At 36.3% G+C, this 25,365-nt stretch carries 31 protein-coding genes; 9 read left to right on the top strand and 22 right to left on the bottom strand.

Going from position 1 to position 25,365, the window contains the following annotated elements; all coding sequences use genetic code 11:
- Positions 1-91 precede the first annotated feature (91 nt).
- Genes SGJ10_06135 through SGJ10_06120 form a run of 4 tightly spaced genes read left to right on the top strand, consistent with a single transcriptional unit; the run spans position 92 to position 1,855 of the window.
- The gene (locus tag SGJ10_06135; GenBank protein MDZ4757704.1) at positions 92-283 is read left to right on the top strand and encodes a hypothetical protein; all 192 of its coding nucleotides are present in this window, start codon (positions 92-94) and stop codon (positions 281-283) included.
- A 1-nt stretch (position 284) separates the two neighbouring features.
- Complete coding sequence (locus SGJ10_06130; GenBank protein ID MDZ4757703.1) at positions 285-959, top strand: hypothetical protein; 675 nt, start codon at positions 285-287, stop codon at positions 957-959.
- Positions 960-967: 8 nt separating this feature from the next.
- On the top strand, positions 968-1,498 hold the full coding sequence (locus SGJ10_06125) for a hypothetical protein (protein MDZ4757702.1): 531 nt from the start codon (positions 968-970) through the stop codon (positions 1,496-1,498).
- Positions 1,499-1,855: a T9SS type A sorting domain-containing protein gene (locus SGJ10_06120; protein MDZ4757701.1), complete on the top strand. Its 357-nt coding sequence runs from the start codon at positions 1,499-1,501 to the stop codon at positions 1,853-1,855.
- Positions 1,856-2,006: 151 nt separating this feature from the next.
- Here SGJ10_06120 and SGJ10_06115 read toward each other — a convergent pair whose 3' ends face one another.
- From SGJ10_06115 to SGJ10_06065, 11 genes are all read right to left on the bottom strand, one after another.
- Positions 2,007-3,782 (bottom strand): hypothetical protein, encoded by a 1,776-nt coding sequence (locus tag SGJ10_06115; GenBank protein MDZ4757700.1) that lies wholly within the window; start codon positions 3,780-3,782, stop codon positions 2,007-2,009.
- An 87-nt stretch (positions 3,783-3,869) separates the two neighbouring features.
- The gene (locus SGJ10_06110) at positions 3,870-4,385 is read right to left on the bottom strand and encodes a response regulator (protein ID MDZ4757699.1); all 516 of its coding nucleotides are present in this window, start codon (positions 4,383-4,385) and stop codon (positions 3,870-3,872) included.
- Between the two features lie 25 nt (positions 4,386-4,410).
- Positions 4,411-4,875 (bottom strand): low molecular weight protein-tyrosine-phosphatase, encoded by a 465-nt coding sequence (locus tag SGJ10_06105; GenBank protein MDZ4757698.1) that lies wholly within the window; start codon positions 4,873-4,875, stop codon positions 4,411-4,413.
- Positions 4,872-5,600, bottom strand: coding sequence for a DNA repair protein RecO (gene recO, locus SGJ10_06100; protein ID MDZ4757697.1), 729 nt, complete (start codon positions 5,598-5,600; stop codon positions 4,872-4,874). Before recO ends, SGJ10_06105 begins: the two co-directional genes overlap by 4 nt.
- Positions 5,601-5,790: 190 nt before the next feature.
- Complete coding sequence (locus SGJ10_06095) at positions 5,791-6,729, bottom strand: glycosyltransferase family 2 protein (protein MDZ4757696.1); 939 nt, start codon at positions 6,727-6,729, stop codon at positions 5,791-5,793.
- Between the two features lie 90 nt (positions 6,730-6,819).
- Positions 6,820-7,509, bottom strand: a complete 690-nt coding sequence (locus tag SGJ10_06090) for an outer membrane beta-barrel protein (GenBank protein MDZ4757695.1) — start codon at positions 7,507-7,509, stop codon at positions 6,820-6,822.
- 129 nt (positions 7,510-7,638) lie between these two features.
- Entirely contained in the window at positions 7,639-8,943 is a 1,305-nt protein-coding gene (locus tag SGJ10_06085) for an aminopeptidase P N-terminal domain-containing protein (protein MDZ4757694.1), read from the bottom strand.
- 163 nt (positions 8,944-9,106) lie between these two features.
- Positions 9,107-9,871 carry a triose-phosphate isomerase gene (gene tpiA, locus SGJ10_06080; GenBank protein MDZ4757693.1) on the bottom strand — a complete coding sequence of 255 codons (765 nt, stop codon included), beginning with the start codon at positions 9,869-9,871 and terminating at the stop codon, positions 9,107-9,109.
- A gap of 43 nt (positions 9,872-9,914) precedes the next feature.
- Positions 9,915-10,988: a peptide chain release factor 1 gene (prfA, locus tag SGJ10_06075; GenBank protein ID MDZ4757692.1), complete on the bottom strand. Its 1,074-nt coding sequence runs from the start codon at positions 10,986-10,988 to the stop codon at positions 9,915-9,917.
- A 68-nt stretch (positions 10,989-11,056) separates the two neighbouring features.
- Positions 11,057-11,797, bottom strand: a complete 741-nt coding sequence (locus SGJ10_06070; protein ID MDZ4757691.1) for a hypothetical protein — start codon at positions 11,795-11,797, stop codon at positions 11,057-11,059.
- A 72-nt stretch (positions 11,798-11,869) separates the two neighbouring features.
- Positions 11,870-12,280 (bottom strand): DUF2452 domain-containing protein, encoded by a 411-nt coding sequence (locus tag SGJ10_06065; GenBank protein MDZ4757690.1) that lies wholly within the window; start codon positions 12,278-12,280, stop codon positions 11,870-11,872.
- Between the two features lie 32 nt (positions 12,281-12,312).
- On the opposite strand from SGJ10_06065, the gene menD reads away from it, so the two are divergent.
- The 4 genes from menD (at position 12,313) to ndk (ending at position 15,941) form a co-directional block, all read left to right on the top strand.
- Positions 12,313-14,016, top strand: a complete 1,704-nt coding sequence (menD, locus tag SGJ10_06060; GenBank protein MDZ4757689.1) for a 2-succinyl-5-enolpyruvyl-6-hydroxy-3-cyclohexene-1-carboxylic-acid synthase — start codon at positions 12,313-12,315, stop codon at positions 14,014-14,016.
- The gene (locus SGJ10_06055) at positions 14,013-14,609 is read left to right on the top strand and encodes a CAP domain-containing protein (GenBank protein MDZ4757688.1); all 597 of its coding nucleotides are present in this window, start codon (positions 14,013-14,015) and stop codon (positions 14,607-14,609) included. Before menD ends, SGJ10_06055 begins: the two co-directional genes overlap by 4 nt.
- A 119-nt stretch (positions 14,610-14,728) precedes the next feature.
- Positions 14,729-15,445, top strand: a complete 717-nt coding sequence (locus tag SGJ10_06050) for a polysaccharide deacetylase family protein (protein MDZ4757687.1) — start codon at positions 14,729-14,731, stop codon at positions 15,443-15,445.
- A gap of 76 nt (positions 15,446-15,521) precedes the next feature.
- Positions 15,522-15,941, top strand: a complete 420-nt coding sequence (gene ndk / locus SGJ10_06045; protein ID MDZ4757686.1) for a nucleoside-diphosphate kinase — start codon at positions 15,522-15,524, stop codon at positions 15,939-15,941.
- Here ndk and SGJ10_06040 read toward each other — a convergent pair.
- The 7 genes from SGJ10_06040 to rpmH form a co-directional block, all read right to left on the bottom strand.
- The gene (locus SGJ10_06040) at positions 15,906-16,970 is read right to left on the bottom strand and encodes an o-succinylbenzoate synthase (protein MDZ4757685.1); all 1,065 of its coding nucleotides are present in this window, start codon (positions 16,968-16,970) and stop codon (positions 15,906-15,908) included. The two genes, ndk and SGJ10_06040, sit on opposite strands and share 36 nt — an antisense overlap.
- Positions 16,967-17,509 (bottom strand): DUF1572 family protein, encoded by a 543-nt coding sequence (locus SGJ10_06035; protein ID MDZ4757684.1) that lies wholly within the window; start codon positions 17,507-17,509, stop codon positions 16,967-16,969. Before SGJ10_06035 ends, SGJ10_06040 begins: the two co-directional genes overlap by 4 nt.
- A 520-nt stretch (positions 17,510-18,029) precedes the next feature.
- Positions 18,030-19,157 carry a cysteine desulfurase family protein gene (locus SGJ10_06030; protein MDZ4757683.1) on the bottom strand — a complete coding sequence of 376 codons (1,128 nt, stop codon included), beginning with the start codon at positions 19,155-19,157 and terminating at the stop codon, positions 18,030-18,032.
- Positions 19,154-20,065, bottom strand: coding sequence for an agmatinase (gene speB / locus SGJ10_06025; GenBank protein ID MDZ4757682.1), 912 nt, complete (start codon positions 20,063-20,065; stop codon positions 19,154-19,156). Before speB ends, SGJ10_06030 begins: the two co-directional genes overlap by 4 nt.
- A 107-nt stretch (positions 20,066-20,172) precedes the next feature.
- The gene (gene yidD / locus SGJ10_06020; GenBank protein ID MDZ4757681.1) at positions 20,173-20,397 is read right to left on the bottom strand and encodes a membrane protein insertion efficiency factor YidD; all 225 of its coding nucleotides are present in this window, start codon (positions 20,395-20,397) and stop codon (positions 20,173-20,175) included.
- 1 nt (position 20,398) lies between these two features.
- Positions 20,399-20,812, bottom strand: coding sequence for a ribonuclease P protein component (locus SGJ10_06015; GenBank protein ID MDZ4757680.1), 414 nt, complete (start codon positions 20,810-20,812; stop codon positions 20,399-20,401).
- Between the two features lie 224 nt (positions 20,813-21,036).
- Positions 21,037-21,195 (bottom strand): 50S ribosomal protein L34, encoded by a 159-nt coding sequence (gene rpmH, locus SGJ10_06010; protein MDZ4757679.1) that lies wholly within the window; start codon positions 21,193-21,195, stop codon positions 21,037-21,039.
- A gap of 256 nt (positions 21,196-21,451) precedes the next feature.
- On the opposite strand from rpmH, the gene map reads away from it, so the two are divergent.
- Entirely contained in the window at positions 21,452-22,228 is a 777-nt protein-coding gene (gene map, locus SGJ10_06005; GenBank protein ID MDZ4757678.1) for a type I methionyl aminopeptidase, read from the top strand.
- Between the two features lie 45 nt (positions 22,229-22,273).
- Here map and SGJ10_06000 read toward each other — a convergent pair whose 3' ends face one another.
- The 4 genes from SGJ10_06000 to SGJ10_05985 all read right to left on the bottom strand — a co-directional run bounded on the left by SGJ10_06000 (position 22,274) and on the right by SGJ10_05985 (position 25,325).
- A complete protein-coding gene (locus SGJ10_06000) occupies positions 22,274-22,933 on the bottom strand; it encodes a hypothetical protein (GenBank protein ID MDZ4757677.1) in 660 nt (219 codons plus the stop codon).
- Positions 22,934-23,755 carry a hypothetical protein gene (locus SGJ10_05995; protein ID MDZ4757676.1) on the bottom strand — a complete coding sequence of 274 codons (822 nt, stop codon included), beginning with the start codon at positions 23,753-23,755 and terminating at the stop codon, positions 22,934-22,936.
- A 114-nt stretch (positions 23,756-23,869) separates the two neighbouring features.
- Positions 23,870-24,085 (bottom strand): hypothetical protein, encoded by a 216-nt coding sequence (locus tag SGJ10_05990; protein MDZ4757675.1) that lies wholly within the window; start codon positions 24,083-24,085, stop codon positions 23,870-23,872.
- A gap of 184 nt (positions 24,086-24,269) precedes the next feature.
- Positions 24,270-25,325: a class I fructose-bisphosphate aldolase gene (locus SGJ10_05985; GenBank protein MDZ4757674.1), complete on the bottom strand. Its 1,056-nt coding sequence runs from the start codon at positions 25,323-25,325 to the stop codon at positions 24,270-24,272.
- Positions 25,326-25,365 lie beyond the last annotated feature (40 nt).

Genomic DNA, 25,365 nt, shown 5'->3' with positions numbered 1-25,365 from the left:
GAAAAAACATTATTTTTATATTTTATTCTTAACCTTTTTAACTGTTACTGATTCTTTTTCACAAACATCTCAGTTCATTGTTGATGATGAAATGTCATGTTTTATGGGCGATTGGGACAAGTATGAATTATTGAAATTGCGTGTATCTAATACAAATCCTGCAATCGCCATGAAAACCTATTTATATAAGGACGACACTCTTTTTTTCTCTAAAGTTTGTACAAAATGGGAGGCGGGTTATTTCCCAAACCGCTTAACAGTGCCAGTATCCATTAGTAAATAACATGATAAAAAGATTATTGATATTGATTATATTTTTTTCAATATGCATTTGCAACGCTCAAGAAAACAGGCATTTTCTTTCAACAAATATTGGGACAGCCTTTACCAGCTATAGTGGTCCTGTTAGCGTTCCGTATGTGTATCCAGGGCAAAGAAGATATGGCCGCAGCCTTGCGGGTGGATATTTTACAGGTGGGTATGGAGTAAAAAAACATATAAGAAAGCGTTTGGCAGGAAATATTTCAGCAAATATGGGCTTAAGAAGATTTTATTTTGTAACAGACACCCTACGAGACATAGCAGCACGTAGGACATCAAGATTGAAAGAGTTAGACTTGCATGTAAATCAATTTCTTATAAACCTGAATTTCTCCCTCTCGTCAACTCTTGGTAAGCATATCAATTTAAATTATGGAATTGGATTTAATGGAACTGTTTATAACAATCTCGATAATGCCTATAGTACTAAAGGTCGAGGTTTTGCTGACTATACTTCAAATAAATTGAATTGGACACGATTTGATGCAGGCTTTTTGTGGGGTTTTACCTATAGCGGCAAAAAAATGGAGTGTGGATTCCAATATTATATTGATTTGACAAAACCTGCAGGTAATAACTATGTAAACTCTTTTAGTTTTGCTGTACCAAACATCTTTATATCATATTATCTTAATTAAATAACGTTATGAAAAAACTAATTTTGACCATCACTTTTTGTGCAATAAGTTATATAACTATTCAAGCACAATCATATGCCGATATTAAAGGTTTTGGTATTGCTATGTTAGATACCAGCGGAAATGTTATCAAACAGGTAATAGCAGGCACATACCCACAGTCAACCGTTCACAAGTTTGAAAGAATAAACGACAGCGTTTTTAGGACTTATCTTTTTGTATATAGGGATTCCGCTATTAATAATGATTATGTGGTGTTTCAAGGAAAAAAGTTTGATGTCCGATCAAAGGTAGGTAATGACTATGTATTATTGATGAACCATAATTTTGATATATTATATTCTTCCGATACTAGCATCCAAGAAGGGAGTAATAATAATGATACCGACTATACTACAAACATTGTTTATAATATATTCTCTTTTAACGGTACGGCACCATCAAATTGGGGCATTGGTAACTATACCAGCAATGACTACGATATAATATTCACAAAAACAGGTTATAAAAAATTGTTTCTATTAAAGCCTGTCGGTTGATTGGGCAATGATTATCCTGTTTCTATTCAGTTGGTGGCACCCAATCGCATATTAATAAGTTGGATTGTTCATGAACTAACAAGAGGCCTTAGTGCTAATGAAGGAGTTACCCCTAGAAACATAGGCTTTACAATTATCCCAAATCCGGTTTCTGATAATTTAAAGTTAAATTTTGGAGATATAGCACCCGAAGTTCTCAATATTAAAATATTGGATGTTTCAGGCAGGGAATTGTATCTAACAAAAGATTATAACAGGGAAATTAATATAGCTTCGTATCCAACTGGAGTATATCTTTTGCAGGTAAATTATAAAGATGGAAGAAACTCAGTACAACGGTTCGTAAAAGCAAATTGATATATCAAATTCAAAAAGCATTCTCACTTCCTTGTGCTATATTATATGAATAATACGGCATAATACTGACGATCTATTTCTACTTAGAAGCAAACTATAAAGACGGGAATTCAATCGCACAGAAATTTGTAAAAGCTCATCAAGATATATACTACTGACTTACAAGCTTAGGCCCGAACAAAAGTATCTTCACATCCAAAGGCCCCATTTCAATTTTTAACTTGTGTTTCTTCAATGCTATATTATAATGAGCAGATTGATGCGAGTTCCGATCAACTTTATATGAGGGTTTGGAAATCTTTGTACCGTCCTCAAACAATACCGTTACGCTATCAGATTTTTGTATCATATCATTTTTAATTTTAGAAAAATCTAAAGTGGTTGAAACTGCTTTATAGCATGGGTTTGAAATAATCATTATAATATTCTCCCCATTTGTTCTTATAGTATATCGAAGGCCATAATTTTCATTCCTGTATTCTTTTTTGATATGCTTTATATATTCTTTTGAAGGAGGAATGATATGGTTTGTATCAGTATGATCTGTTTTACCCATTAATATAGTATTGGGTTCAGTAGAAATTAAATTTAAATTGACGAGATATCGCACTTCTCTTGTTAAATAAGACACATAATTTTTATATAGTTTGGGGAAATTCTCGCGGGCATATCTATCGGTGTCTTTAGTATTGTCCCACACATTGGGGTTTTCGTCCATTTGCCACATATCGTGCAGCCACCAAAACCATATTCCATTTGCTCCGTGTATGATAGAAGTATATGCCTGAAACCACAACCAATTTGCATTTTTTATATTGGTATCTAAATGATAATTGTTCAAATATCCACCACCATCAGCATACCAAGTATTTCCCACCGCAACTACTTTTTGTATATTGCTACAATATTTTTTTATGAAATCAATCGATTTATATTGTCCCAAATAATGATATTTATTGGAGTATATATTCTTGTATTTTTCTTTGGTATGTTTTGTTCTACTTCCTACGGTGGTATAGGAACCTTCAAAAACCACATCCTGTTTTTGGGTCATTATCTTTATATAATCTGGCGAATTGAATCCCGACCATTTCTGTGTTACTGAATCATAGATACTATTATTATCATCGTATGAATTTTTATTGATAGATTTGCCATGGTTAGCGGGCATAGTAATAAAATGATGATTATAAACTCCATTGGAATTTAATATATCTTTGAAATAGTTTTTTGCTGATTCTATATTTTCTGGCGGTGTTTCACATTTACAATAGTAAGGAAATTTAGAATTGTAGCCATTGCAGCTTGTACTGCTTGCTTCAAACTCACCCCATCCCGCAAAACCCTTGCAATCACTGCCCCTGTGCTGTAGGTGGCAATATTCTGCTTCCTCTGCCAAGTGGTATCCCCATATAGCATCTTTGTAGGGTGCCTTTGAAAATATACTGTTAAAATAATGACTATAATCTATTCTATATAATCCCTTTTCTTCGGCACTTTCTTGTGGCAATATTTTCACTCCACAGGCATCATATATATTATCACCACTTCCATAAAATGTATCTTTTATAAGTGTGGGCTTAAAATAATACCCCAATCCCACATGCATTTTCATCCCAACTTTTTTGGCCAATAATAATTCTTGTTTCAGGTAATTTTCCCGCATTCCCGACGAACAAGCTTCGTATCTAACATAGGTATTGAAACCATCCGCGGCAAGCACATTGAGGACGCTGGAATAATAGCTGTCGTTCATATAAGGTTCGTGGTAGGGAACATAGCCGAGTGAATCGCTATAATACCACCCTAAGCTGGTACCGAAAACCCCAATACGAAAATCATTGTTTAGTGCTTGTGCCCGAGATTGTATGGGTACGATACCTAAAAGAATGACAATACAAAAGGAACATAAAATTAGTTTTTGCATAAGATGTCGCAAAAGGTAAACTTATCTTATAATAATCATCCTTAGGCGACGTAAGTTAATAATATTCATACAGGTTCAAAAAAGGCATTACTCCTTTATATCTTCCTTATACATTTTTTTATGCTTCTCTCTTAAGTTCTCCAATAGATACTTTCCATCGTGGTATGCTTTTGCAAGGTTGGCACCAGAGTATAAGTAACTTAAAAGCTTATCGTGATCAATGGGTTTAAACACACACTTATATACACCTGCTTCATTTATGGCATCCATCAGATGTTCATAATCAGTATATCCTGTGGCGAATATTCTAATAGTACCGGGATATAATTTAGCTACATTTTTTAAAAACTCTATGCCAGTCATTCCTTCCATTCTTTGGTCGCAAACTACTACATCAAACTTTTGCCATTCCATTTTAAGCATTGCTTCAATACCGTTATTGGCTGTGTATACTTTAAAAACGTTTCGGTAATTGCTCACATAACTGGTAAGATTATTTTCATCATCGTCAACAAACAATACCACAGGCAGATTTTGTTCGTTTTTTTTCTCATCTGACTTTGTGTTGTCAGGACTATGTCTCGTAGGTTCTTCGTGTATCATTATTAAATTGGATAGGTTTTTAAAATTATTTATAAATAAAGTTTTCCGCTTTCAGAAAATTTAGAACTGTTCTGTCAAGCATTTGATACACTGGCTCAAAACCTTGGAAGTCGCCAAACCAAGGGTCTGGAACTTCGCAGTTTTCAGGAGTTGGATCGTAAGCTCGCATCAGCTTGATTTGGGCATTATGGCTATGGTTCGATAATCTCAAAATGTCTTGTAGGTTCTGTTTATCCATGGCAAAGATAAAATCAAATTCCTTAAAATCAGCACTAGAAAATTGTCGTGCCCGATGAGGTGCTTCGATACCATGTTCGTTCAATTTTTTGAGTGCTCTTTTGTCGAGTCTTTCGCCTACATGGTTGCTGGAAGTTCCCGCACTGTCGCAGCTTACATCCAGATCGAGCTCTTTAATATAGTGGTTCATTATTGCTTCAGCCATGGGCGATCGGCAAATATTGCCTAAGCAAACAAATAACAATTTGGTCATCTTAAAATATCATGTAAAATTTGGTGAGAAATCAATTTTCGTTGGTTAAGTATATGGAATTGAAAATAATCTACCAAGCCATCCAAAGCTTCTATTCTTGTTTGATAAGACTCAGTCAAGTCCTCTTGTTGCTCAATAGTGCTGTTTAGCAAATTATATATATACCTACTGGCATTTACTGACAGTTGTGGGTGGTCCTTTTTAACCAAATTGGTAAATATTCCATCAAAAATATCTAGCATCAATAACTCATCAGGCTGCCAAGCACCCTTGGGCTTGAAACCCATAAACACAGCTAATTTTATCAAAAAATAACATGGCAGGTTGGCTATATTTTTTGTACGGTTGATATATATAATACTGCTTTCTAAATAATCGAACAAACTTTGGTCTATATGTTCTTTATATAAATTTTTCTGTAATACTTCACTGATAAAAATTGATAAGGCGTTCTTATTTATTTCTCCGTGAATACCCATCAACAAAGGATTGCAGTGCAGTTCTTTGAGTGTGAGTAATTGCTGACTGGGTTTTTTGTCGAATATAATATCTACAAGATTGAGCGACATAATATGACTGCTTTTGATGGCTCCTTTACCTCTACGCAAACCTTTCATCATAAATCCTAGCAATCCATGTTCGCGGGTAAAAATATTGCATACCACGCTCGTCTCACTATAATTTACGTGGTTGATAATGATACCTCTTGATTTTTCGCTCGCCATTTTTTAGTATAAAGTATATAGTATAAGGTACAAAGTATATAGTATAAAGATAAAAAACATTGAATAGCAACAAAGTACAAATACTAACTCCCTTCTATTCTGATATTCATTTTTCTCATTTTTGCTAATAGTATAAAGACAAAACAGTGTTGAATGGTAGCTAAGTCTTTATACTTACAGCCGCGGCGGGCTAGCTACTAGCTACTTCTTTCATGCTACTTTCGCTTACAATATAATCGGGTCTATTTTTAGTTTGCATAAATAATTTGCCTAAATATTCCCCTATAATTCCCAGAATAATTAATTGCAAACCACCAATAAACAATACGCTTACAAGTATGGATGTCCATCCGTCCACCACACCGTTTTTGAAAAAATAATTATATATCGCATACAGTGCATATAAAAAACTAAAGAAGGAAATAATAACACCAAGAACCGTAGAAATATATAATGGTTTTACACTAAAGGAAGTGATGCCATTAAGTGCAAATAAAAACATTTTTTTAAATGTATATTTGGTAACACCCGAATGACGAGGCTCTGGCTTATAAGCAATTTTGTATTTCTTAAATCCCATCCACACAATAAACCCACGAATAAATAAATTACTCTCTCCTGTTCGGTTTATAATATTGGCTACTTTGCGGTCCAATAATCTAAAATCGGCAGTGCCTTCTTCCATTTCGATATCTGCCAAACGACTTGTCATTTTATAAAAAAAAGAGGAGGTTGTGCGTTTGAATATACTCACATCTTGCGTGTCGAGTCTTTGGGTGTACACAATATCATAACCCGCTTCCCATTTTTCTATTAGTTGTGGTATCATGTAGGGAGGATGTTGCATATCTGCATCCATTGATATTACCGCATCGCCTTGTGAGTATGCCAAGCCGCATCGCAATGCTTTTTGATGACCAAAATTACGAGAAAAACTAAGGTAATGTATTTTACTGTTTTGCTGATTTAATTTCTTTAAATTTTCTAAGGTTCCATCACTACTTCCATCATCCACAAAAATTAATTCATAATTATATTTTCCCTCTAATTGCTCCACTACCTTATTGGCAAGTAGCACTACATTGTCCTGTTCATTATAAGAAGGAATTACTATAGAGATTAATTTCATATTTAATTGTTGCGGGTTGTGGGTTGTAAGGGTTCTTTCGAGCAGTTGGTCTCACAACACGCTACTCACAACTAATCTTTAAATCATTAATTATTTAAGTCCCCAAAGTAGCCCCAAATTCACGCCTCCTGAGTTTAAGAACGAGCTCAAAGTTTCTTTAGAGTACTCACTCATTGTTCTTTGAAAATTAGGTTCAATCTTGAAATATAGATTACTTACCATACGATAATCTAAACCAAATCCAAACACCATGCTATAATATATTTTATTACTCACATCAGATTTAATAGCTGTTTTATCTGTTTTAAAGGTGCCTGTAAAATAAGAAGTTGTTACAGTTTTGGCGGCCCCAAGCAATACACCTCCCGATACACCCGCATTAATATAAAACAACCTACGGCGGCCAGCCGGTAAATTAATTCTAATTTTCACAGGAACCACTACATAGTTATAATTGAACAAATTTGTAATTACAAATTTGCTATTCACCGAATCGCTCGACCATCCTTTTCTGGTATAGTTCAAGCCTGTTTCTATATTGACTAAACCAAATAATTTGAAACGATAATCAAGCCCCGAAGTGAAACCCATAATCCCGTTTTGGGGGTTTCTTTGAATTTCTTTGATTATCTTACTTGCCGAGTCGGTAGTGAGTAATGAGCGGTAAGCATAATCGGGAGAAAAAGTGATACCGATTGCAGATTTATAGCCCTTGTGTTGTGCAAATAAATTACCATATATAAACAAGTTTGCAGCCAGAATTAATATATACTTTTTCATAATATTTGTAAAGATTACGAACGACAAATTACGAATTACACCATTCGGTAGCAGCTAGGTTTGACAACTTTGCTAAATTATTTTGTAACTGCGGAAGCAATATTCGAAATTCATCGTTTGTAATTTATTTTAATGGGCCATTTCTGTTTTTCTGTTAGCCATCAGTTTTTCTATTTCGTCTATTTGTTTGGGAATTTGAGGCATCAAATCTACACATCCTGTTTCACTTATCAAAACATTGTTTTCAATACGTACCCCGATTCCTTCTTCAGCTATATATATTCCGGGCTCTACGGTGAACACCATTCCAGGTTCCATTTTTTCCCAACGCAACCCTGAATCATGCACATCCAAACCTAAATGATGGGAGATACCATGTACACAATATTTCTTATACGCCAAGGGATTTCGCATCACTTCTTCATTTTTTAAGAGGCCAAGTTTAATACATTCTTCAGATATATGTCGGCCAAACTCTATATGATATTGCTGTAACACAGTTCCAGGTTTCAAATATAATTTCATGGCAGTTTCTTGCAAGCGTAATACTGCTTCATACACTTCTTTTTGACGCTTACTAAATTTGCCATTTACAGGTATGCAACGTGTTAAATCACTATTATAGTTAGCGTACTCACAACCAGTGTCCACTAATAATAAATCGCCATCCTTGCAAGGTCTGTTATTTTCTACATAATGCAATATACAAGCACTGCTGCCCGAAGCTACAATTGGTTGAAAGGCATGACCAGTTCCAGCATTGCGGATATATTCATGTATTAATTCTGCCTCTACTTCATATTCCATCACACCAGGTTTTACAAAATTAAGTAACCTGCGAAATGCTTTGTTGGCAATTTCTATAGCATGTTTTAATTGTTCTATTTCAATAGCAGATTTCACTGCACGCAAGCGATGTAAAATAGGGGCCGCACGATGGTATCGGTGCAAAGGATATTGATCTCTAATGTCTTTAGCCAAACGCTGTTCCTGATTGGGCACCTGTATCGCAGCACGATCGTGTTCGTTCAAATTCATGTATACATTTTCGGCCAGCACAATGGCAGGATGCAATTGTTGTTTGAAAACATGGTTCCAATGAATAGTATGAATACCCGATGTTTCATGTGCCTCGTCTTTGCTATACTTATGTCCTTCCCAAGTTTCGATGGTCTCATTGGTTTCACGCAAGTATAATACTTCCTTGAAATCAGGATTGGGAGAATCGGGAAATAAAATGAGCATGGTATGTTCTTGGTCGATACCTGTTAACCAAAGGATATCACTGTTCTGCCTCCAATTGTGAAAGGCATCTGCATTGCGTGGCATCTCGTCGTTACTGGTAAAAATAGCGATGGAGCCAGGTTGCATTTTGGCACAAAACTTTATACGGTTTTCTATATAGAACTCCTGGGGTAGATGTTGGTATTTCATTATTTGTTATTTTAAATTATTATTCATTTAGTTATGAGTTCCGATAGCTATCATGATGACATCTCTCAACATACAACTCGCAACTAATTATCACAAACTTCGGGGAAAATATTATTATTTGAAAACAAATTTCTATTGACAAGTAAAAACGTATCAACGTAAATTAACAAGCACCTTTCACAATATCCACAAAGCTGCGTGACTGCAGTGCTGCACCGCCTACAAGTCCGCCATCAATATCGGGTTGTGAGAAAAGTTCTGTGGCATTATCAGGTTTCACACTGCCACCATATAATATTCTGATTTGTGATGCTATATCATTGCCATATTTTTCTACCAATAAGTTTCTGATAAAGGCATGCACTTCTTGTGCTTGTGCGGTTGAAGCGGTAACACCTGTACCAATGGCCCAAACAGGTTCGTATGCAATTACACATTTTAGTATTTGCTCATTAGATAAATGAAACAATCCTTCTTTTACTTGAGAACCTATAATATCGAAATGTTTTCCTGCATTGCGTTCTTCCAAAGTTTCACCACAACAATATATCGGCATCAAATTATTAGCTAAAATTGCATCTACTTTCTTAGCAAGTATCGCATTGGTTTCATTATTATATAACCGACGTTCGCTATGCCCGGCCAAACAATATTTACAACCAGCGGCAGCTATCATAGCAGCTGAAATTTCTCCTGTATAAGCACCCGATGTTTCAGTATGACAATTTTGAGCTCCAGTACTTACTTTGCTACTTGCCTGGGTAAGCTGACTGATGGCGTTCAAATGTATAAAAGTAGGGATTAAAACTACTTCTACATTGCCATTAATTTCATCGTTCACCATACCATTTATTTCGCTGGTGAGTTCCAAACCTTCATGAAAATTCTTGTTCATTTTCCAGTTACCTGCTACAATTTTAGTTCTCATTTTTGTATTATATTATAATGTTTTTTATGATTAATAAATTCAATTACGCAACCACACCTTCTTTCAGTTTTTCTGCATTTTCATGCACCTGCAATTGGTCCAATACTTCATTAATATTTCCATCAACAAATGAAGGAAGATTATACATGGTATAACCTATTCTATGATCGGTTACACGGCCTTGCGGATAGTTATAGGTTCTAATTTTTGCACTGCGATCGCCTGTAGATACCATCGTTTTACGCTTTTTAGAAATTTCGTCCAACCATTTTTGATACTCTACTTCATATATTCTTGCACGCAAAACTTTCAAAGCTTTTTCATAGTTTTTTATCTGCGATTTTTCATCCTGACACTGAGCTACAATTCCACTTGGAATATGTGTTAATCTAATAGCTGAATAGGTCGTGTTCACGCTTTGTCCGCCAGGGCCAGATGAGCAAAATGTATCTTTACGAATATCCGATTCTTTCACATCCACATCTATTTCATCTACCTGCGGCAATACCACCACACTCACCGCAGAGGTGTGTATGCGGCCTTGTGTTTCGGTGGCGGGAACACGCTGCACACGATGCACTCCCGATTCATATTTTAGAATACCATAAGCATGGTCGCCATTTACCTCAAAAGTTACTTTACTATAACCGCCAGCACTACCATAGTTGGTATCCATTACTTCGGCTTTCAAACCAGCAGTATCGCAATATCTTAAATACATACGCAATAAATCTCCCACAAATATACATGCCTCGTCACCACCTGTTCCTGCACGTATTTCAAAGATTGCATTCTTTTCATCGGTAGGGTCTTCGGGAATCAGCATATCACGAATTTTATCTTCCATCGGCCCTCGCTTTTCTTCGAGTTCTTCCAGTTCGGCCTTGGCCATATCTCGGAAATCAGCGTCTTTTTCTGTGGTTAAAAGCATCCTACTGCTGTCGATATTATCCATCAAATTCTTATATTCATGATAGATAATTACAAATTTTTCCAAGCTGCGGTATTCCTTATTCAACTGGGCAAAACGCTTCATATCTTGCATTACATCCGTTGCTCCCAAAAGGTTTTCTACCTCTTGGCGACGTTGTGCAATGGCTTCCAGTTTTTCGAGCATAATGATTTTTTATAAAAATAAAGGTGCAAATTTACGATTTAAAAACCGAGTGTCCAACAATCACTAGACTATTTGCTTCGCACTTGTTTGAAAAACACCCCAGCAATTTTTCGTTTGTCATCATCCCGCATTTTTTTGAGATAATATATTTTATAGGGTTTCGATTCGGCCTGCGATTCGTAATATTTTATTTTTAAATTTCGCGAATATATAATAGCAACGAGTTCATCTTTGGCAAAAATTAAAACGATTCTTTTACCTGGATGTATTATATCCACAGGGTATTCATCAATTGCGTAGGACGCAAAATTACTGTCTACATTCCATCTATAGTAATTGTTCTCTATAATATGTTTTTTCAAATCATTATATATATATTCTTTTTTTTGTTTGTTCAGAAAAGTATTAAGTTTGAATTCGATATTACTTTCGGTGAGCACTACAAAATCATTAATAAAGCCAAAAAGCTCTATCATTATCCTGCCATTATTATCGCTGCGGGTAAATCTTTCGGGCGAAATAATTTGCAGCGTTTTACCAATTTCATTTCCCAAACTATCGTAAAATTTTGCTTGGGACTTAATTGTTTCATCATTGGCCATGCTATCGGCAAACCAAGCACGTACACGAATTTTTATTTTCTTTTTGATCGTATTTGGCGATGTTTCAATAGCTGTTCCTTGTTTCAAAAAAAAGATAGAATTGAGTTGATCCAAATCTTGAGCCTCGCACGGAAACCTTGTCAACTCAGCTTTTGCGGCCGAACCAATTAATAAACAAAATAAATATATATATATACATTGTCTCATATCCTAACTACAAATTTAAAGTCAAATGTACAAAAAAGAGACCGATAAAATCCCATTAAATAAATTGCAGCACTAACTGCTAATTACTTCCCAAGTATGGTCCCCCAATAATTTCACCTTCGCTACGTGGTTTTTGTAGGGGAACGACCGGCCCCATTCATTTGGGCCCACCAAGCTTAATAATTTTACGCCATCGTTTTTTTCATAAAGATGATAAACGCCCATAATTTTCGGAGTGAAACGCATTTCAGCTTGATAAATTTGATGCGAAACTCCTACCCGTTCTTCAATTTCACGCACTTGCTTCATAATGAGCTCCGCTTGCTGCCTCAGCAAATCAATTTCTTGGTTCGCATAATGACTCATGGCCTCTACAGCCACCGAGGTGATTTTGCCTTTGTCTTCAGGCCTTATCAGTGCTGAGCCCACATGGATTGGGATAGGCGACAATGATTGATTGGGCAAGGGTGTTTCTTCTTCCATATAACTTCAACTACAAAATTGCACAAAATGTTTTGAAAGATAAAAAAATATTCTGCAACTTGAAGTATTATTTTTGCACGCCGATGGATTATGATATATTAAACAAACTTCCTGTATGGTGTAAAAGCCAGGGCGTCGAATTTGCCATTTTGTGTGGAGGTTCACGCTCGGCCCCGCTTACATTAAGCTTTGGGGGATACAATGAGATACGATGTATTGCTGCCAACGATGAACGATCAGCCGGTTTTATAGCGTTGGGTCTCGCTAAGGCTTCAAAAAAACCAGTCGTGATTGTTACGACTTCAGGCACTGCCGTGGCAAATTTATACCCAGCAGCAGCAGAAGCATTCTATCAGAATATTCCTTTACTAATATTTACTGCCGACCGTGAACCAAATGCTGCACTGCATTTCGACGGACAAGCGATAAATCAGGAAAATATATTTGGGAAACAGGTAAAAGGTTTTTTTCAAATGCCGGTGAATATAACCGACTCCAATTTATTTAACACCAATATGCTTGCCGCATTTGAATTACTATATGATGGAAAACCTGGACCGGTGCATATCAATTTCCCTTTCATTGAGCCATTCTATCCTGCAGATTATCCATTTGTATATGATAATTTTATAGTGCCAAAGTTATATAAAATAACCGAACCACCTTATAGCACTACCAATAGTGTTATTGATGAGTTACAACCTATCTGGGACTATACACAAAAAAAACTTTTGGTGTGTGGCTTTGGGTCGGATAACAATTATGATAAAAAGCAAATTTACGACTTTGCCAAACACCACAAAATACCAGTTATTGCTGATGTAACAAGTAATATAGTAACAGATTTGTATCATACTGATTTACTCATCAGAAATATACAAGACATAGATTTATTTGCTCCTGACTTGGTGATTACTATAGGTGGAAACCATACTTCAAAGGTTCTAAAAAATTATATACAAACTACGAACTATTTTCACCATTGGCATATAAGTCCGTTTGCAACAGAGTATGACTTTTTTGAAAAGCCAATCGAAAATACTATATGCACAAATTTTTTAGTTAAAGAAGCCTTTGAAATTAACGTATCACAACAGGATTATTATAATGTTTGGCAAGAACATTCTAATAAAGGCAAAGAGGCTTTTAATACATTTATTAAAAATATATCATGGCACGAATTGGTCGTGGTCAAAAATATCATGGAAAATATTCCTGTTGGTGCCGTTGTTCATTTGGCAAATAGCATGGCCGTGCGGTGGGCAAATATTATAGGTAACCCACAAAAATTTGAAATATACTGTAACCGCGGCACTAGCGGAATTGATGGTTGTAATTCTACTGCCTTGGGTATGGCCATGGCACAGCCACATAAACAACATTTTTTGATTACTGGCGATATGGCTTTTCAATACGATAGTAATGCATTTTTCAACAATGATATTCCTCCTAATTTAGCTATACTTATTTTAAACAATAATGGTGGAAATATTTTTAAGTTAATTGATGGGCCGACAGCAATTATGCCCCTCGAAAAATATTTTGCAAACAAACATGGCCTGACTTTTGAATACCTTGCAAAACATTTTGGCCTTGACTATGTTCAACTTAATAATCACACCGAACTGGAAACACATTTATACCGTAAATTCAAAAAAACAAGCATAGCAGAAATTATATTTTCTGCTGAAAATTATAAAGCCGTATTTGATCAATATAAGAATTTGAAATTTTGAAAACATCCATAAAATATATAACTTCTTTTGTTATTTTACTAGGCTTGGTGCTGCTTTTTGCCAATTTCAAAATGAAGAAAGCAAACCCGCCAACAACAAGCTATTGTCCCTCGGCAGCCGATACAGTATTGTACAAAATGATTATGAAATACCGCGACAGCTTGGATCTAGACACGATATCTTTATCAAATTCTCTTTGTTATGTTGCCTTAAGTCATACTTTAGATTTGAAAATGTTCAATCCCAATAAACCTCCTTGCAACTTACATAGCTGGAGCAATAATGGCATTTGGTCAAGTTGCTGTTACACCCCCGACCATTTAAAAGCAAGTTGCATGTGGGGCAAGCCACGAGAGATGACAAGCTACCGAGGAGATGGTTTTGAAATTGCGACGTATTACTCGGCAGGGATGACTCCCAAAAAAGCATTGGAGGCATGGCAAAAGAGCAAAGGACATAACGAGGTAATCGTAAACAAAGGGATTTGGAAAACTATGAAGTGGCGTGCAATAGGCATTTCCATATATGATAACTATGCGGTTGTATGGTTTGGGACCGAGCGTGACCCAGACAATACGGCAAGGTGCAAGTAACAAATAGTTCACAAAAATCATTGTTATTTGTGTCTCAAAACTAGACCATGGAAGCGTATATCCTACCCATTATTCTCCTCACCATTATAATAATCTTACTTTGTTATTATTTTGCGTTAATGCCGGCCCACAAGGGTTTTAGGGTTTTGATGTACCACCATATCAAACCCGATCAAAACGATGGACTATGTGTTTCGACAAAAATATTCGAGCAGCATTTGGCGTACCTTAGGCAATGTAATTATCATATTATTTCGGGTGGCGATTTGTTTACTTGCCTCAAAGACAAAAGCAAATTACCCGAACGCAGCGTCTTGATTACTTTCGACGATGCTTATCAAAATTTTGTAGAACAAGCTTTGCCAATTTTGAACCATCATAAAATGCCAGCGATGGTGTTCGTTCCTACAGCATATATAGGGGGTGTAAACGAATGGGATCAAGGACAAGAGCCCATAATGGGTGCCGACCAACTCAAATCTTTGCCTAGTAATATTGACCTTGCAATCCATTGCTACAAACATATAAATTATGGAAATTCGATGATTAATCTGGTGGAGGATGATATGGCTTCGGCCCAAAGAACACTTGATAATTTAGAAATAAAATATATACCCTTTTGGGCTTATCCTTATGGTGCCTTTCCCCGAAGGAAAAAAACTTTTGGACTATTGAAGAGCATCATGAAATACCGACAAATAAAAGCGGCTTTTCGTATCGGTAACAAAATAAACAAGCTAAAACCGAAACCCAAATACTTGATAAAACGCCTTGATATTAGAGGAGATGAGAGCTTTTTGGCCTTTAAAAGAAAAATCAAATACGGCAAACTCTAAAACAAATTTTTGGGATAATGCAAGGCATTCTCCTTGATTTTAACTACTTTTGCACCCCGAAAAACTATAATATACAATGAGCGATAACATCACATTTACCATGATTAAACCCGATGCAGTGAGCAATGGGTACACAGGAAAAATTATTGACCACATTATCAATGCTGGTTACAAAATCAATGCAATGAAATATCTTTGGTTAACTAAAGAGCAAGCTGGCCAATTCTATGCAGTGCATAGTGAGCGTCCTTTTTACAATGACCTTGTTAGCTTTATGAGCAGCGGCCCCATAGTGGCTGCAGTATTAGAAAAATCAAGTGCAGTTGCTGATTTTCGTATCGTAATTGGTGCTACTGATCCTCAAAAAGCAGATGCTGGAACTATCCGTCAATTATATGCAAAATCGATTGAGGCAAATGCGGTGCATGGTAGCGATAGCGACGAAAATGCCGCCATCGAATCAAGCTTCTTTTTCAATAGCTTCGAGCGTTTCTAAATCACCCCATTTGCCTGCTGGATTATATAATAAATGTCCATCGTGCAACAGAAGCGGTGATAAAAGATTATTATTATATAAAAGCCCTGTGCCCAATCCTTGTGGCATAGGGCTTTTGTATTTACTAGCCCATTGGGCAATAGCGTTCAATCCAATATTTGATTCTAACGCTGAGGTTGACCACCAACCCTTAGAATATTTTTCTGCAAGCTTTACCCATGCTTCGCAATTCGTAAATCCACCCAATAAAGTTGGTTTTAATATAATATAATGTGGCTTAATTTTTTTCAGGATTGGCTCTGCATCATTATATACATTCACGCCAATTAGCTCCTCGTCTAAGGCAATATCTATGGGCGTTTTGCTCACAAGCTCTTCCATCAAATCCCAATGCCCTGCTTTAATAGGTTGCTCGATACTATGTATATCGAAACGTTTTAATTCTTTTAACTTTTCTAATGCGTCATTGTTTGCAAACGCTCCATTGGCATCTAATCTTATTGTAATTTTCCAACTATTATAATACCTTCTGAGTTGCTCAATCATTCTACACTCTTCGTCAAAATCTAAAGACCCTACTTTAAACTTTATAGTTGTAAAGCCAGCTTCAGCTTTCTTAAAAGCCTCGTCCAACATGGTTTTGCTATCTGCCATCCAAACAAGTCCATTTGTTTCTATGGGTGTATTTGCAGAAGTAAAAGGTGTATCATAAATAATATATCTTCCTCCGCTATTATAATCATACAATGCGGTTTCAAAAGCAAATTTTGCAGAAGGAAAATCATTTAATAATATAAGAATATCTTGAACTGGAGCTCCATCATTATAATACTCCGCAAGTAGTTTTAAGCCATCTTTAATAGTATTATAGTCTGTACTCAAACCCTTGAGTGGACCAGCTTCACCAATTCCTTTTTTTATACCATCAGAAATTTGTATATAATATACTTGGTGAAAATCCATACTACCGCGACTGGTAGTAGCAGCTTGTATAAATTGTAGCTTGTATGAAAATATTTGGAGCTTCATTTTCCCATGAGTTCATTGTTAAAATCTTGAGATTTTCCTTTAGCTATACTCAGGGTTTTCCAATCTGTATTTTTTAAGTGTTTAGCTATAAAAACTATTTGCCCAATATGGTAAGAATAATGTGCCAATTGTCTAGCAATAGCCTCCATCACCGTATATGGCTCTTTTCTAATATATATAGTTTTTTGCAAATCATCAGGTTGCAAGCTATGCAGCGTGTCCAAAAAAACTTTCCATCCTTGTTCCCAATACAATATTAATTTTCCCTCTGTTAAATCATCTTGCTCAAACTCAGCATCACGATTTCTATCTGGTTTTTCCCCGTCGGTAGTTAAAAAATCAGTCCAGCGGCTTATCATATTTCCTGCCAAGTGACGCATAATTATCGCTATCGAATTCGATTCAGGATCGGGCAAGTAAAACAATTCTTTTTCATCTAATTGGGCTATGGCTTTTTCTGCCAAGGCTTTGTATTGCTTGAAGACAGAAATAATCGAATACGGGATATGGGATTCAGGAGTCGGGATTCGTGGAGTCATAGGATATTGGAATTGGAATTTTGGAATCGATTTAGCTTATATATTGGGGAAGATCCACTTTTGAAATATTTTCGAAAATTTCATTTTTTTTTGAGTGTTTACTTTCGGTTTTAAAAAATATAGTCCAGTAACAAATATCAATGTTAGCAAGCAGTCATAAATTAAATTTTGAATAAACCAACTAGAGTTCGGTATTTTGCTTCCTGTTAACCAAAATTGTTCATAATATTTAAAGGGAAAACCAAGGTTAAGACTATAGGTTTCTCCACTATTGAAATAGTGGAGAGGATTTATTTGATATAATATTGTTAAGAAAAAAACAGAAAAAAACACAAGTATAGATAAGAATGTTTCAACAATAATTTGCTTTGCTTGCTTCATTACATTAATGTTTTTTTACACTTCTTATTATAAAATGTACATTGTTTTAATTTATTCGCGAAGCCCCCATTCGTCGGCGGCGAACTGAATCCCGAATCCTATTTCGCCTTAGCCACTTACTCCTTACTCCTCCTTCCTCTCACACCAACATCTCTTTCAATTTCCCAACTACAATATCAACTTCTTCTTTCGTGTTTTGTCTGCCAAAAGAAAAACGAACGGAGCTACAATCCTCAGGTACACCAATGGCTGCAAGTACGTGCGAACCTACATTGCTACCACTGCTGCAAGCACTGCCACCACTGCACGAAATGCCTTCAATATCTAATTTAAAAAGCATCATTTCACTCACAGGACTCGGAGGGAAACAAACATTTAAAACAGTATATAAACTTCTACCATCAGGGTCACCATTGAAACGCACACTAGGAATTTCTTCCTTTATACGTTTCATCATATAGTTTTTCACTTCAAGAATTTGTACTTTTTCGTGTTCCAATTCGTTATAAGCAATCTCCAAAGCTTTTGCCAATCCAACGATACCATATACATTCTCGGTACCGCCTCGCATATTGCGTTCTTGGGAGCCTCCTGTTATTAGCGGATTAATTTTGAGACGGTTATTTATATATATAAATCCAACTCCCTTGGGGCCATTAAATTTATGGGCAGCACATGCGATAAAATCAATTTTTGTCACACTTAAATCTAAAGGAAAATGACCAATGGTTTGAACGGTATCGCAATGAAAGTATGCATTATTTTCTGTGCACAATTGTGATACTTTATCCAAGTCTATCATATTTCCCAATTCGTTGTTGGCATGCATCAACGACACCAATGCACCCGGATATTGCTTTAGTAGTTCTTCTAAATGATCAATATCAATATGTCCGTTAGGCAAAAGATTCACAAAATGTAATTGTATCTTTCCTTTTTTATCAAGTTCTTCTAATGTATGTAATACTGCGTGATGTTCTATTTTACTGCTGATGGCATGCTTCACACCAAGGTCTTCTACGCAACATCGCAAAGCCATATTATCAGCTTCGGTACCACCTGATGTGAAAAATATTTCACCTGGAGTAACATGCAAAATAGTTGCTACTTTTTTGCGTGCTTCTTCCAATAAAGTTTTCACCTGCCTGCCATGTGCATGGGTGGATGAAGGATTACCAAAATGTTCTGTCATGGCTGCTGCCATTACTTTCACTACCTCAGGATGGATAGGGGTTGTGGCGGCGTTGTCAAAATAAATACGGTTCATTTTTTTGATTTTTTATTGGGAGTTTTTAACGACTGATAACCTATCAATTTATATATAAGTTTCGCCATCGTATACTCAGTTAATATATTTGCTTTTGTAGGTGCAATTTCTACTACATCAAATCCTACAACCTCATTTTGTGCAAATAATTCTTTCAAAAATATAATAGTCTCGTTCCATAACAATCCGTTAGGTTCGGCAGTGCCAACTGCTGGCACGATGCTCGGGTCAAAGCCGTCTGCATCTATCGTTAAATATACAGGGCCTTTAATTTCTTTCAAAACATCTGCTTGCCAATTTATATTATTTCTAATTTGATGGGCATAAAAAGTACTAATATTTTTTGAATTTTTAATCAAGTTAGCTTCTTCAACGCACTGTGCCCGGATTCCAATTTGAACCAAATTAACACCCAATTCATGTACTCTTGCCATTACCGATGCATGCGAGAATTTATTATTACCGTAGCTGTCACGTAAGTCGCTGTGGGCATCGATTTGCACTACAGTGAGTTTTGGAAATTTTTTTAAAAATGCTTTCACAAAACCTAAAGTAACAGTATGCTCAGCACCCAAAGAAACTATATATTTATTATCGTTTAATAATTTAGTAGTTTCTGCTTCTATATAATCAACTGCTTTCTTATTGGTTTTGTTTTTAAAGTCCAAAGTTTTTACGGTGCAAATTCCACCAATCTTTATATAGTTTTCTTGTTCTAATTCTTCATCATACAATTCCACAAACTGCGATGCTTTTACCATTGCCGCTGGGCCTTTGTGAGAACCACTTAAATAGCTGCTGGTATATTCATACGGAACTTGCTGTATCACCACTTTGCTATTTTCATAACTATATAGTTTCTCATCCTCAATGGCCAAAAAGTTGTCTTTGGTTTTCAAATATTTCATCGTTGCAAAATTAAGGGATTTGGGGGATTTGACAACTCTGCATGACTGGGGCCTAAGCAGATTTGACAAATCTGCATACACACAGGCGTGGCTGGGTTGTCAAATCTCTACGGCACTGGATCGTGCCCATCACTACCCCACCAAGGGTTGCACCGCCATATTCTTTTTAGTGTCAACCATCCACCTTTTAAGGGGCCATATTTTTTGATAGCTTCCACACCATACTGCGAACAAGTTGGAGTATATCTACAGGCACTAGGCAACAAAGGCGAAATAGTATACTGATATATTTTTATCAGCCCAATAAAAAGTAATGATAATGGGTTGGGCATATTATATACTTTCGGTAGTAGGTTTATAATTCTTGAGGAGTTGCTCGAGCAATATATTTAGTTTTTCTTGCACTTCCACAAAGGTGATGGGCTCTTTGCTATTGTAGAACAAAGCAATATGTGCATCTGTTTTTGTTTCGTTAAGAATTGGAAGCAATAAGTGTTTGCTCAATCGCCAAGCTTCCTTCATCAAACGTTTTTTACGGTTGCGATGTACTGCTTTTTTAATATTTCTTTTGGGAACTACTGGCAAAAATTTGCTGCAAGGTACATTTTCGGCAGGAACAAAATTGATGGAGATACGAAAGGGAAATAATTTATCACTATAATCATTGCGACCCGTGAACAGCTTCTTTACATGGCTTTCGCGGCAAAGCCTTTCATTTTTTTTGAAGGTGTAACGGATGGTATCCATTTATATTTCTTTAAGCAAAGATGCAATAATACCCATTGTTTTTATAAAACAGCCCAAACTGATTTATAAATTTACAATGGTAATGCTGATAATGCATAAAAATAGCACAATGAAACTTGCGTAAATTGGACTATTTTGAATGTTAAATCGGTATAAAATCATGTGGGCTGAAAAAAGAAAAAGCCGACTTGAAGCCGGCTTTACTCATTAAAAAATATTTTCTATTAACGTTTATGGCGTGGCTCGTCGCTCACAGTAAGTTTATGACGGCCTTTAGCTCTGCGGGCTGCCAATACTCTACGTCCGTTTTTGGTGGACATGCGTTCCATAAATCCGTGTTTATTCTTTCTTTTACGTTGCGATGGTTGGAATGTACGTTTCATTTTGCTATGCTTAATTTTTAAAGGAGTGCAAAAGTAGGCAGATTTTTTCTACCTCGCAAATATTTTTCAAATTTAGATGAAAGGGGCTGTAAATTTGCCGCCACAAACATAATTACGGGTGTCGAATTACGAATTACGAATTCAGGCTGTTGGATGATAAATGCGATGTGGCTGGTGATAACACCAAACCACGAGCACGATAGCTAGGGATTGCAATTCGTAATTTAAAATTCGTGATTCGTAATTCATCAATCCCTTGGCAATCCTCATCAAAACTCCTGAACAAATAGAAGGCATCCGCAAGGCCAGCATTCTTACTTACGAAACCATTAAATATTTGGGGCAGTACGCACAGCCCGGAACTACCACAGCCGATATCGATAAAAAATGCCGTGAGTATGTGAATGACCATGGAGCAAAATCTGCATCCCTAGGCTACCGTGGTTTTCCAGCATCATGCTGCACTTCAGTTAATGATGTGATTTGTCACGGCGTTCCGGGTCCTTACCAATTAAGAGACGGAGATATATTAAATATTGATGTGGCCTTAATTGTTGAAGGATATTATGGTGATTCATGCCGCATGTATGAAGTAGGACCCTGTAGCGATTATGCAAAAAGACTAATAGCAGTTGCCAAAGAATGTTTGAGCATTGGCATTATGCAATGCAAGCCCGGCAACCGACTTAGCAATATTGGATTTGAAATAAACCGTTATGCCACTTCACAGGGTTGCTCGGTAGTATATGAATTTTGCGGACATGGGGTAGGCGTAAAATACCACGAAGACCCTGAAGTGAATCATGCTGAGCATGAACGCAATAAAGGCCCTGTATTACAACCAGGAATGATTTTCACCATCGAGCCCATGATAAATGCAGGTAAGGCCCGCAGTAAAGTAGACCGCAAAGATGGTTGGACCGCCCGCACCATTGACGGAAAATTATCTGCTCAATTTGAGCATACAATTTTGATTACCGACACCATACCTGATATTTTGACAGATGGTTATGGTGAGTTTGAGAAGCCTTGATATAAAAAGTTATTTCGGCTATATAATCTAGTCCTATAATATTTCTTATTCCTTTATTACAGAAATATATAATTGATTAACCATTCCATTTTTTTCAATGTGCTTAACCGTTAATCTCAATCTGTTTCTGTTTGCATCTTTAAAGAAAAATGAATGCCCTCTTTTAATGTAACCAATAAATTCGGAGTCTTTATATACCTTAACAGCACTAGGGTCTGTAAGATGGTTTGTGTCCAGTTCAAATCTTAACTTGTCTCCTTGCTTTACCTTGTCAATAGGTAGTGGATTATGAGTTAGTGAGGCTATATCGGTTACGAACCCTAGATTATTATCATAATATGGAAGCTTAGCAAGAAATTCAAAATTATCAGTGGCTAATCTCCCTTGGGTAAATCCCAATTCGTCAAACCAATCATATTTTGGATTATTTGCATCCCAAAAAGAAAGATACTGTTCACGATCGGGTCGCCCCTCGGGCATTAGTCTAAGTGAAAAAACTCTTTCTAAATCACCGGTATATTTATGGTCAAAATTCACAGTAGAAAAATCGGGATAATTTTTGAACCCATCATTTCTCGCCTTAATAACTTCTTCTTTTATATAAGAAAAGGCAAATCCACTAGTTAGCCTCTCGAGCAAACCTATAAGATAACGGTTCCCACCCTTACCTTTCCGCCAACTAATATATATATTGTTTAATACCATTTAAAAACTGCTTAAAAGCCTAGCTACTCTTGCATTCAATAATTTGCAGATTAATTCTTTCCGCTGCAAAGATAGAACGTAATCCTTTTGTACAACATCCAATCCATTATCAATGTTTGTTACTATATCTTCAAATGATATAGCATTTAAGTTTCGATTAACCTTTTCAATGCCAGTCAAAACAGCTTCCCTATGATGGCGAGAAACATTTTTAAGTAAATCAATATGTGGAATTGATGCACCATCCCACTTAACATGACTTACTGCTTTATTGCCGAAAAGATAATTTTCAAGCTGCTTTTCGTTTTTAACCATATCACCAATTTTGGATTCAATGATATTATATGCCAAACAATTTCCATTGTCAAAAAAGGGAGAAAATCTGTAATGTTCGTTTATTTCTATTTCCATATTTGCAATTGACTTATTCGTTTTTCTCGACAGCCCCAATCCTATTAATCGCCATATTATCTTTAATACTGATGCATCTTGACTAAATATTTTTGCATTTAACTTTAGATTTTTCACATCTATTTCAACCCCTCTTATCATAGCCCAATTCTGTTGATGCCTATCCCTGTTACCTATTATCGCATCAAAGACTAACATGTGTATAAATTCTTCGAAAGAAACTTCATGTTCACTATCTCTAAAGAAAGATTCTATCAACTGAAAGTTATGATCTATCCCTTTTTTAGTTTCAAAAGTTGGCAATATTTGTGTAAGGAACTGCTGCCCGTGTATTAATTCTTCATGCTCTCCTACCATAGAAGGAGATAAACACCCGACAGAATCTTTAGAAATTGCAGGCTCATATTTCAATACATTATACCGAAACTCAATATATAATAGTCCAAAAGAAAGGGACTAAATGTATTGTAGTTCGGTATTACCATTCTACAAACTAATCCGCCACAGGCGGAGAACTATTATAGTTTAAGAATTGGTATTAAAACCTAAGCTTTGTCCAATTTGGTATGATATAACTTCTGTCCAAAACTCCCAAGGATATTTATCTTTAGGTACCTTAAAATAGTATAATTTTTCTGTCTCAGGTTCAAATACAACTCGCTTTATACGTTTACCTATTGGAACGAAATCATTACTACCACTTTGCCAACTAGATATGTCAATTAGTTTGTTTTCGCACATTTAGTATATTATAAATTAATGTTAAAGTAGCGAAATAATTATACAACAATATTTTTTATAAGTTTGAAGTTGCTACAAAAACATAAAGATGCCCGTCGAAAAAACCTAATATCAATGATGCTTTTTTAGTAAAAAAGCCGTCTCAGAGAAACGGCTTTTATCCATATAATTTTCTTAATTATCCTTACGCCAAAGTAATCCCCTTCTCCAAATACACATCCTGAATAGCGTTCAATAAAGTAACACCTTCAGTCATGGGTTTTTGGAAAGCTTTGCGACCCGATATCAAACCACAACCACCCGCACGTTTGTTAACCACCGCTGTCATTACTGCTTCAGCCATATCGCTAGCACCTTTGCTTTCGCCGCCGCTGTTTATTAAACCCATACGGCCCATATAACAGTTTGCTACTTGATAACGGCATAAGTCAATCGGATTATCGGTACATAGTTCACTATATACTTTTGGATGTGTTTTGCCAAAGTTAATGGCATTATAACCACCATTGTTTGTAGGTAATTTTTGTTTGATAATATCTGCTTGAATAGTTACACCCAAATGGTTGGCTTGTCCTGTTAAATCGGCAGCGGCAGAGTAATCGACACCCTCTTTTTTGAAACCATTATTACGTAAATAGCACCACAACACCGTAGCCATTCCAAGCTCGTGGGCACGCTCAAAAGCCGCCGCCACTTCCTGTATTTGCCTGGTCGATTCTTCGCTACCGAAATATATAGTAGCACCTACCGCAGCAGCTCCAAGATTCCAAGCTTCTTCAACAGAGCCATACATTACCTGGTCAAATTTATTGGGGTAAGTGAGAATTTCGTTGTGGTTGATTTTTACGATGAAAGGGATTTTATGAGCATACTTACGTGAGCATGCAGCCAATACTCCGTAGGTAGAAGCAACAGCATTGCAACCGCCTTCGATAGCAAGTTTAATAATATTTTCAGGGTCGAAATAAATGGGGTTGGGTGCAAATGAAGCACCACCTGAATGTTCTATTCCTTGATCTACAGGAAGGATTGACACATAACCTGTACGGCCCAAACGGCCATGGTCGTAAATGCTTTGGATACTACGCAATACCTGAGTATTACGGTTGGTTTGAGCAAAAACACGATCCACAAAATCGGGACCTGGCTGGTGCAAGAGGTCTTTGCTAATGATGGCCTTATGACCAAGTAGGCTATTGGCCTGATTGCCAAGAAGCTCGGTAATATTATTAATATTCATGTTTTAAAATTTGCCGCAAAAGTACGCCCAACTTTCGTAA

The sequence above is a fragment of the Bacteroidota bacterium genome, assembly GCA_034439655.1.
Classification (GTDB): domain Bacteria; phylum Bacteroidota; class Bacteroidia; order UKL13-3; family UKL13-3; genus CANJUD01.
Note: the sequence above shows the minus strand (reverse complement) of the source record. Positions and strands in the feature narration are given on the sequence as shown.

Coding starts and splice junctions, on each gene's coding strand:
- SGJ10_06050 (MDZ4757687.1), top strand. CDS start 14,729: ATGCCGGCCCACAAGGGTTTTAGGGTTTTGATGTACCACCATATCAAA.
- SGJ10_06105 (MDZ4757698.1), bottom strand. CDS start 4,875: ATGACCAAATTGTTATTTGTTTGCTTAGGCAATATTTGCCGATCGCCC.
- SGJ10_06090 (MDZ4757695.1), bottom strand. CDS start 7,509: ATGAAAAAGTATATATTAATTCTGGCTGCAAACTTGTTTATATATGGT.
- SGJ10_06030 (MDZ4757683.1), bottom strand. CDS start 19,157: ATGAACCGTATTTATTTTGACAACGCCGCCACAACCCCTATCCATCCT.
- SGJ10_06040 (MDZ4757685.1), bottom strand. CDS start 16,970: ATGAAGCTCCAAATATTTTCATACAAGCTACAATTTATACAAGCTGCT.
- SGJ10_06115 (MDZ4757700.1), bottom strand. CDS start 3,782: ATGCAAAAACTAATTTTATGTTCCTTTTGTATTGTCATTCTTTTAGGT.
- SGJ10_05990 (MDZ4757675.1), bottom strand. CDS start 24,085: ATGTGCGAAAACAAACTAATTGACATATCTAGTTGGCAAAGTGGTAGT.
- SGJ10_06130 (MDZ4757703.1), top strand. CDS start 285: ATGATAAAAAGATTATTGATATTGATTATATTTTTTTCAATATGCATT.
- yidD (MDZ4757681.1), bottom strand. CDS start 20,397: ATGCCCAACCCATTATCATTACTTTTTATTGGGCTGATAAAAATATAT.
- SGJ10_06135 (MDZ4757704.1), top strand. CDS start 92: ATGTCATGTTTTATGGGCGATTGGGACAAGTATGAATTATTGAAATTG.
- prfA (MDZ4757692.1), bottom strand. CDS start 10,988: ATGCTCGAAAAACTGGAAGCCATTGCACAACGTCGCCAAGAGGTAGAA.
- speB (MDZ4757682.1), bottom strand. CDS start 20,065: ATGAAATATTTGAAAACCAAAGACAACTTTTTGGCCATTGAGGATGAG.
- recO (MDZ4757697.1), bottom strand. CDS start 5,600: ATGGCGAGCGAAAAATCAAGAGGTATCATTATCAACCACGTAAATTAT.
- SGJ10_06095 (MDZ4757696.1), bottom strand. CDS start 6,729: ATGAAATTAATCTCTATAGTAATTCCTTCTTATAATGAACAGGACAAT.
- rpmH (MDZ4757679.1), bottom strand. CDS start 21,195: ATGAAACGTACATTCCAACCATCGCAACGTAAAAGAAAGAATAAACAC.
- SGJ10_06035 (MDZ4757684.1), bottom strand. CDS start 17,509: ATGACTCCACGAATCCCGACTCCTGAATCCCATATCCCGTATTCGATT.
- ndk (MDZ4757686.1), top strand. CDS start 15,522: ATGAGCGATAACATCACATTTACCATGATTAAACCCGATGCAGTGAGC.
- SGJ10_06085 (MDZ4757694.1), bottom strand. CDS start 8,943: ATGAAATACCAACATCTACCCCAGGAGTTCTATATAGAAAACCGTATA.
- SGJ10_06000 (MDZ4757677.1), bottom strand. CDS start 22,933: ATGGTATTAAACAATATATATATTAGTTGGCGGAAAGGTAAGGGTGGG.
- SGJ10_06070 (MDZ4757691.1), bottom strand. CDS start 11,797: ATGAGACAATGTATATATATATATTTATTTTGTTTATTAATTGGTTCG.
- tpiA (MDZ4757693.1), bottom strand. CDS start 9,871: ATGAGAACTAAAATTGTAGCAGGTAACTGGAAAATGAACAAGAATTTT.
- SGJ10_05985 (MDZ4757674.1), bottom strand. CDS start 25,325: ATGAATATTAATAATATTACCGAGCTTCTTGGCAATCAGGCCAATAGC.
- SGJ10_06065 (MDZ4757690.1), bottom strand. CDS start 12,280: ATGGAAGAAGAAACACCCTTGCCCAATCAATCATTGTCGCCTATCCCA.
- SGJ10_06125 (MDZ4757702.1), top strand. CDS start 968: ATGAAAAAACTAATTTTGACCATCACTTTTTGTGCAATAAGTTATATA.
- SGJ10_06110 (MDZ4757699.1), bottom strand. CDS start 4,385: ATGATACACGAAGAACCTACGAGACATAGTCCTGACAACACAAAGTCA.
- SGJ10_06015 (MDZ4757680.1), bottom strand. CDS start 20,812: ATGGATACCATCCGTTACACCTTCAAAAAAAATGAAAGGCTTTGCCGC.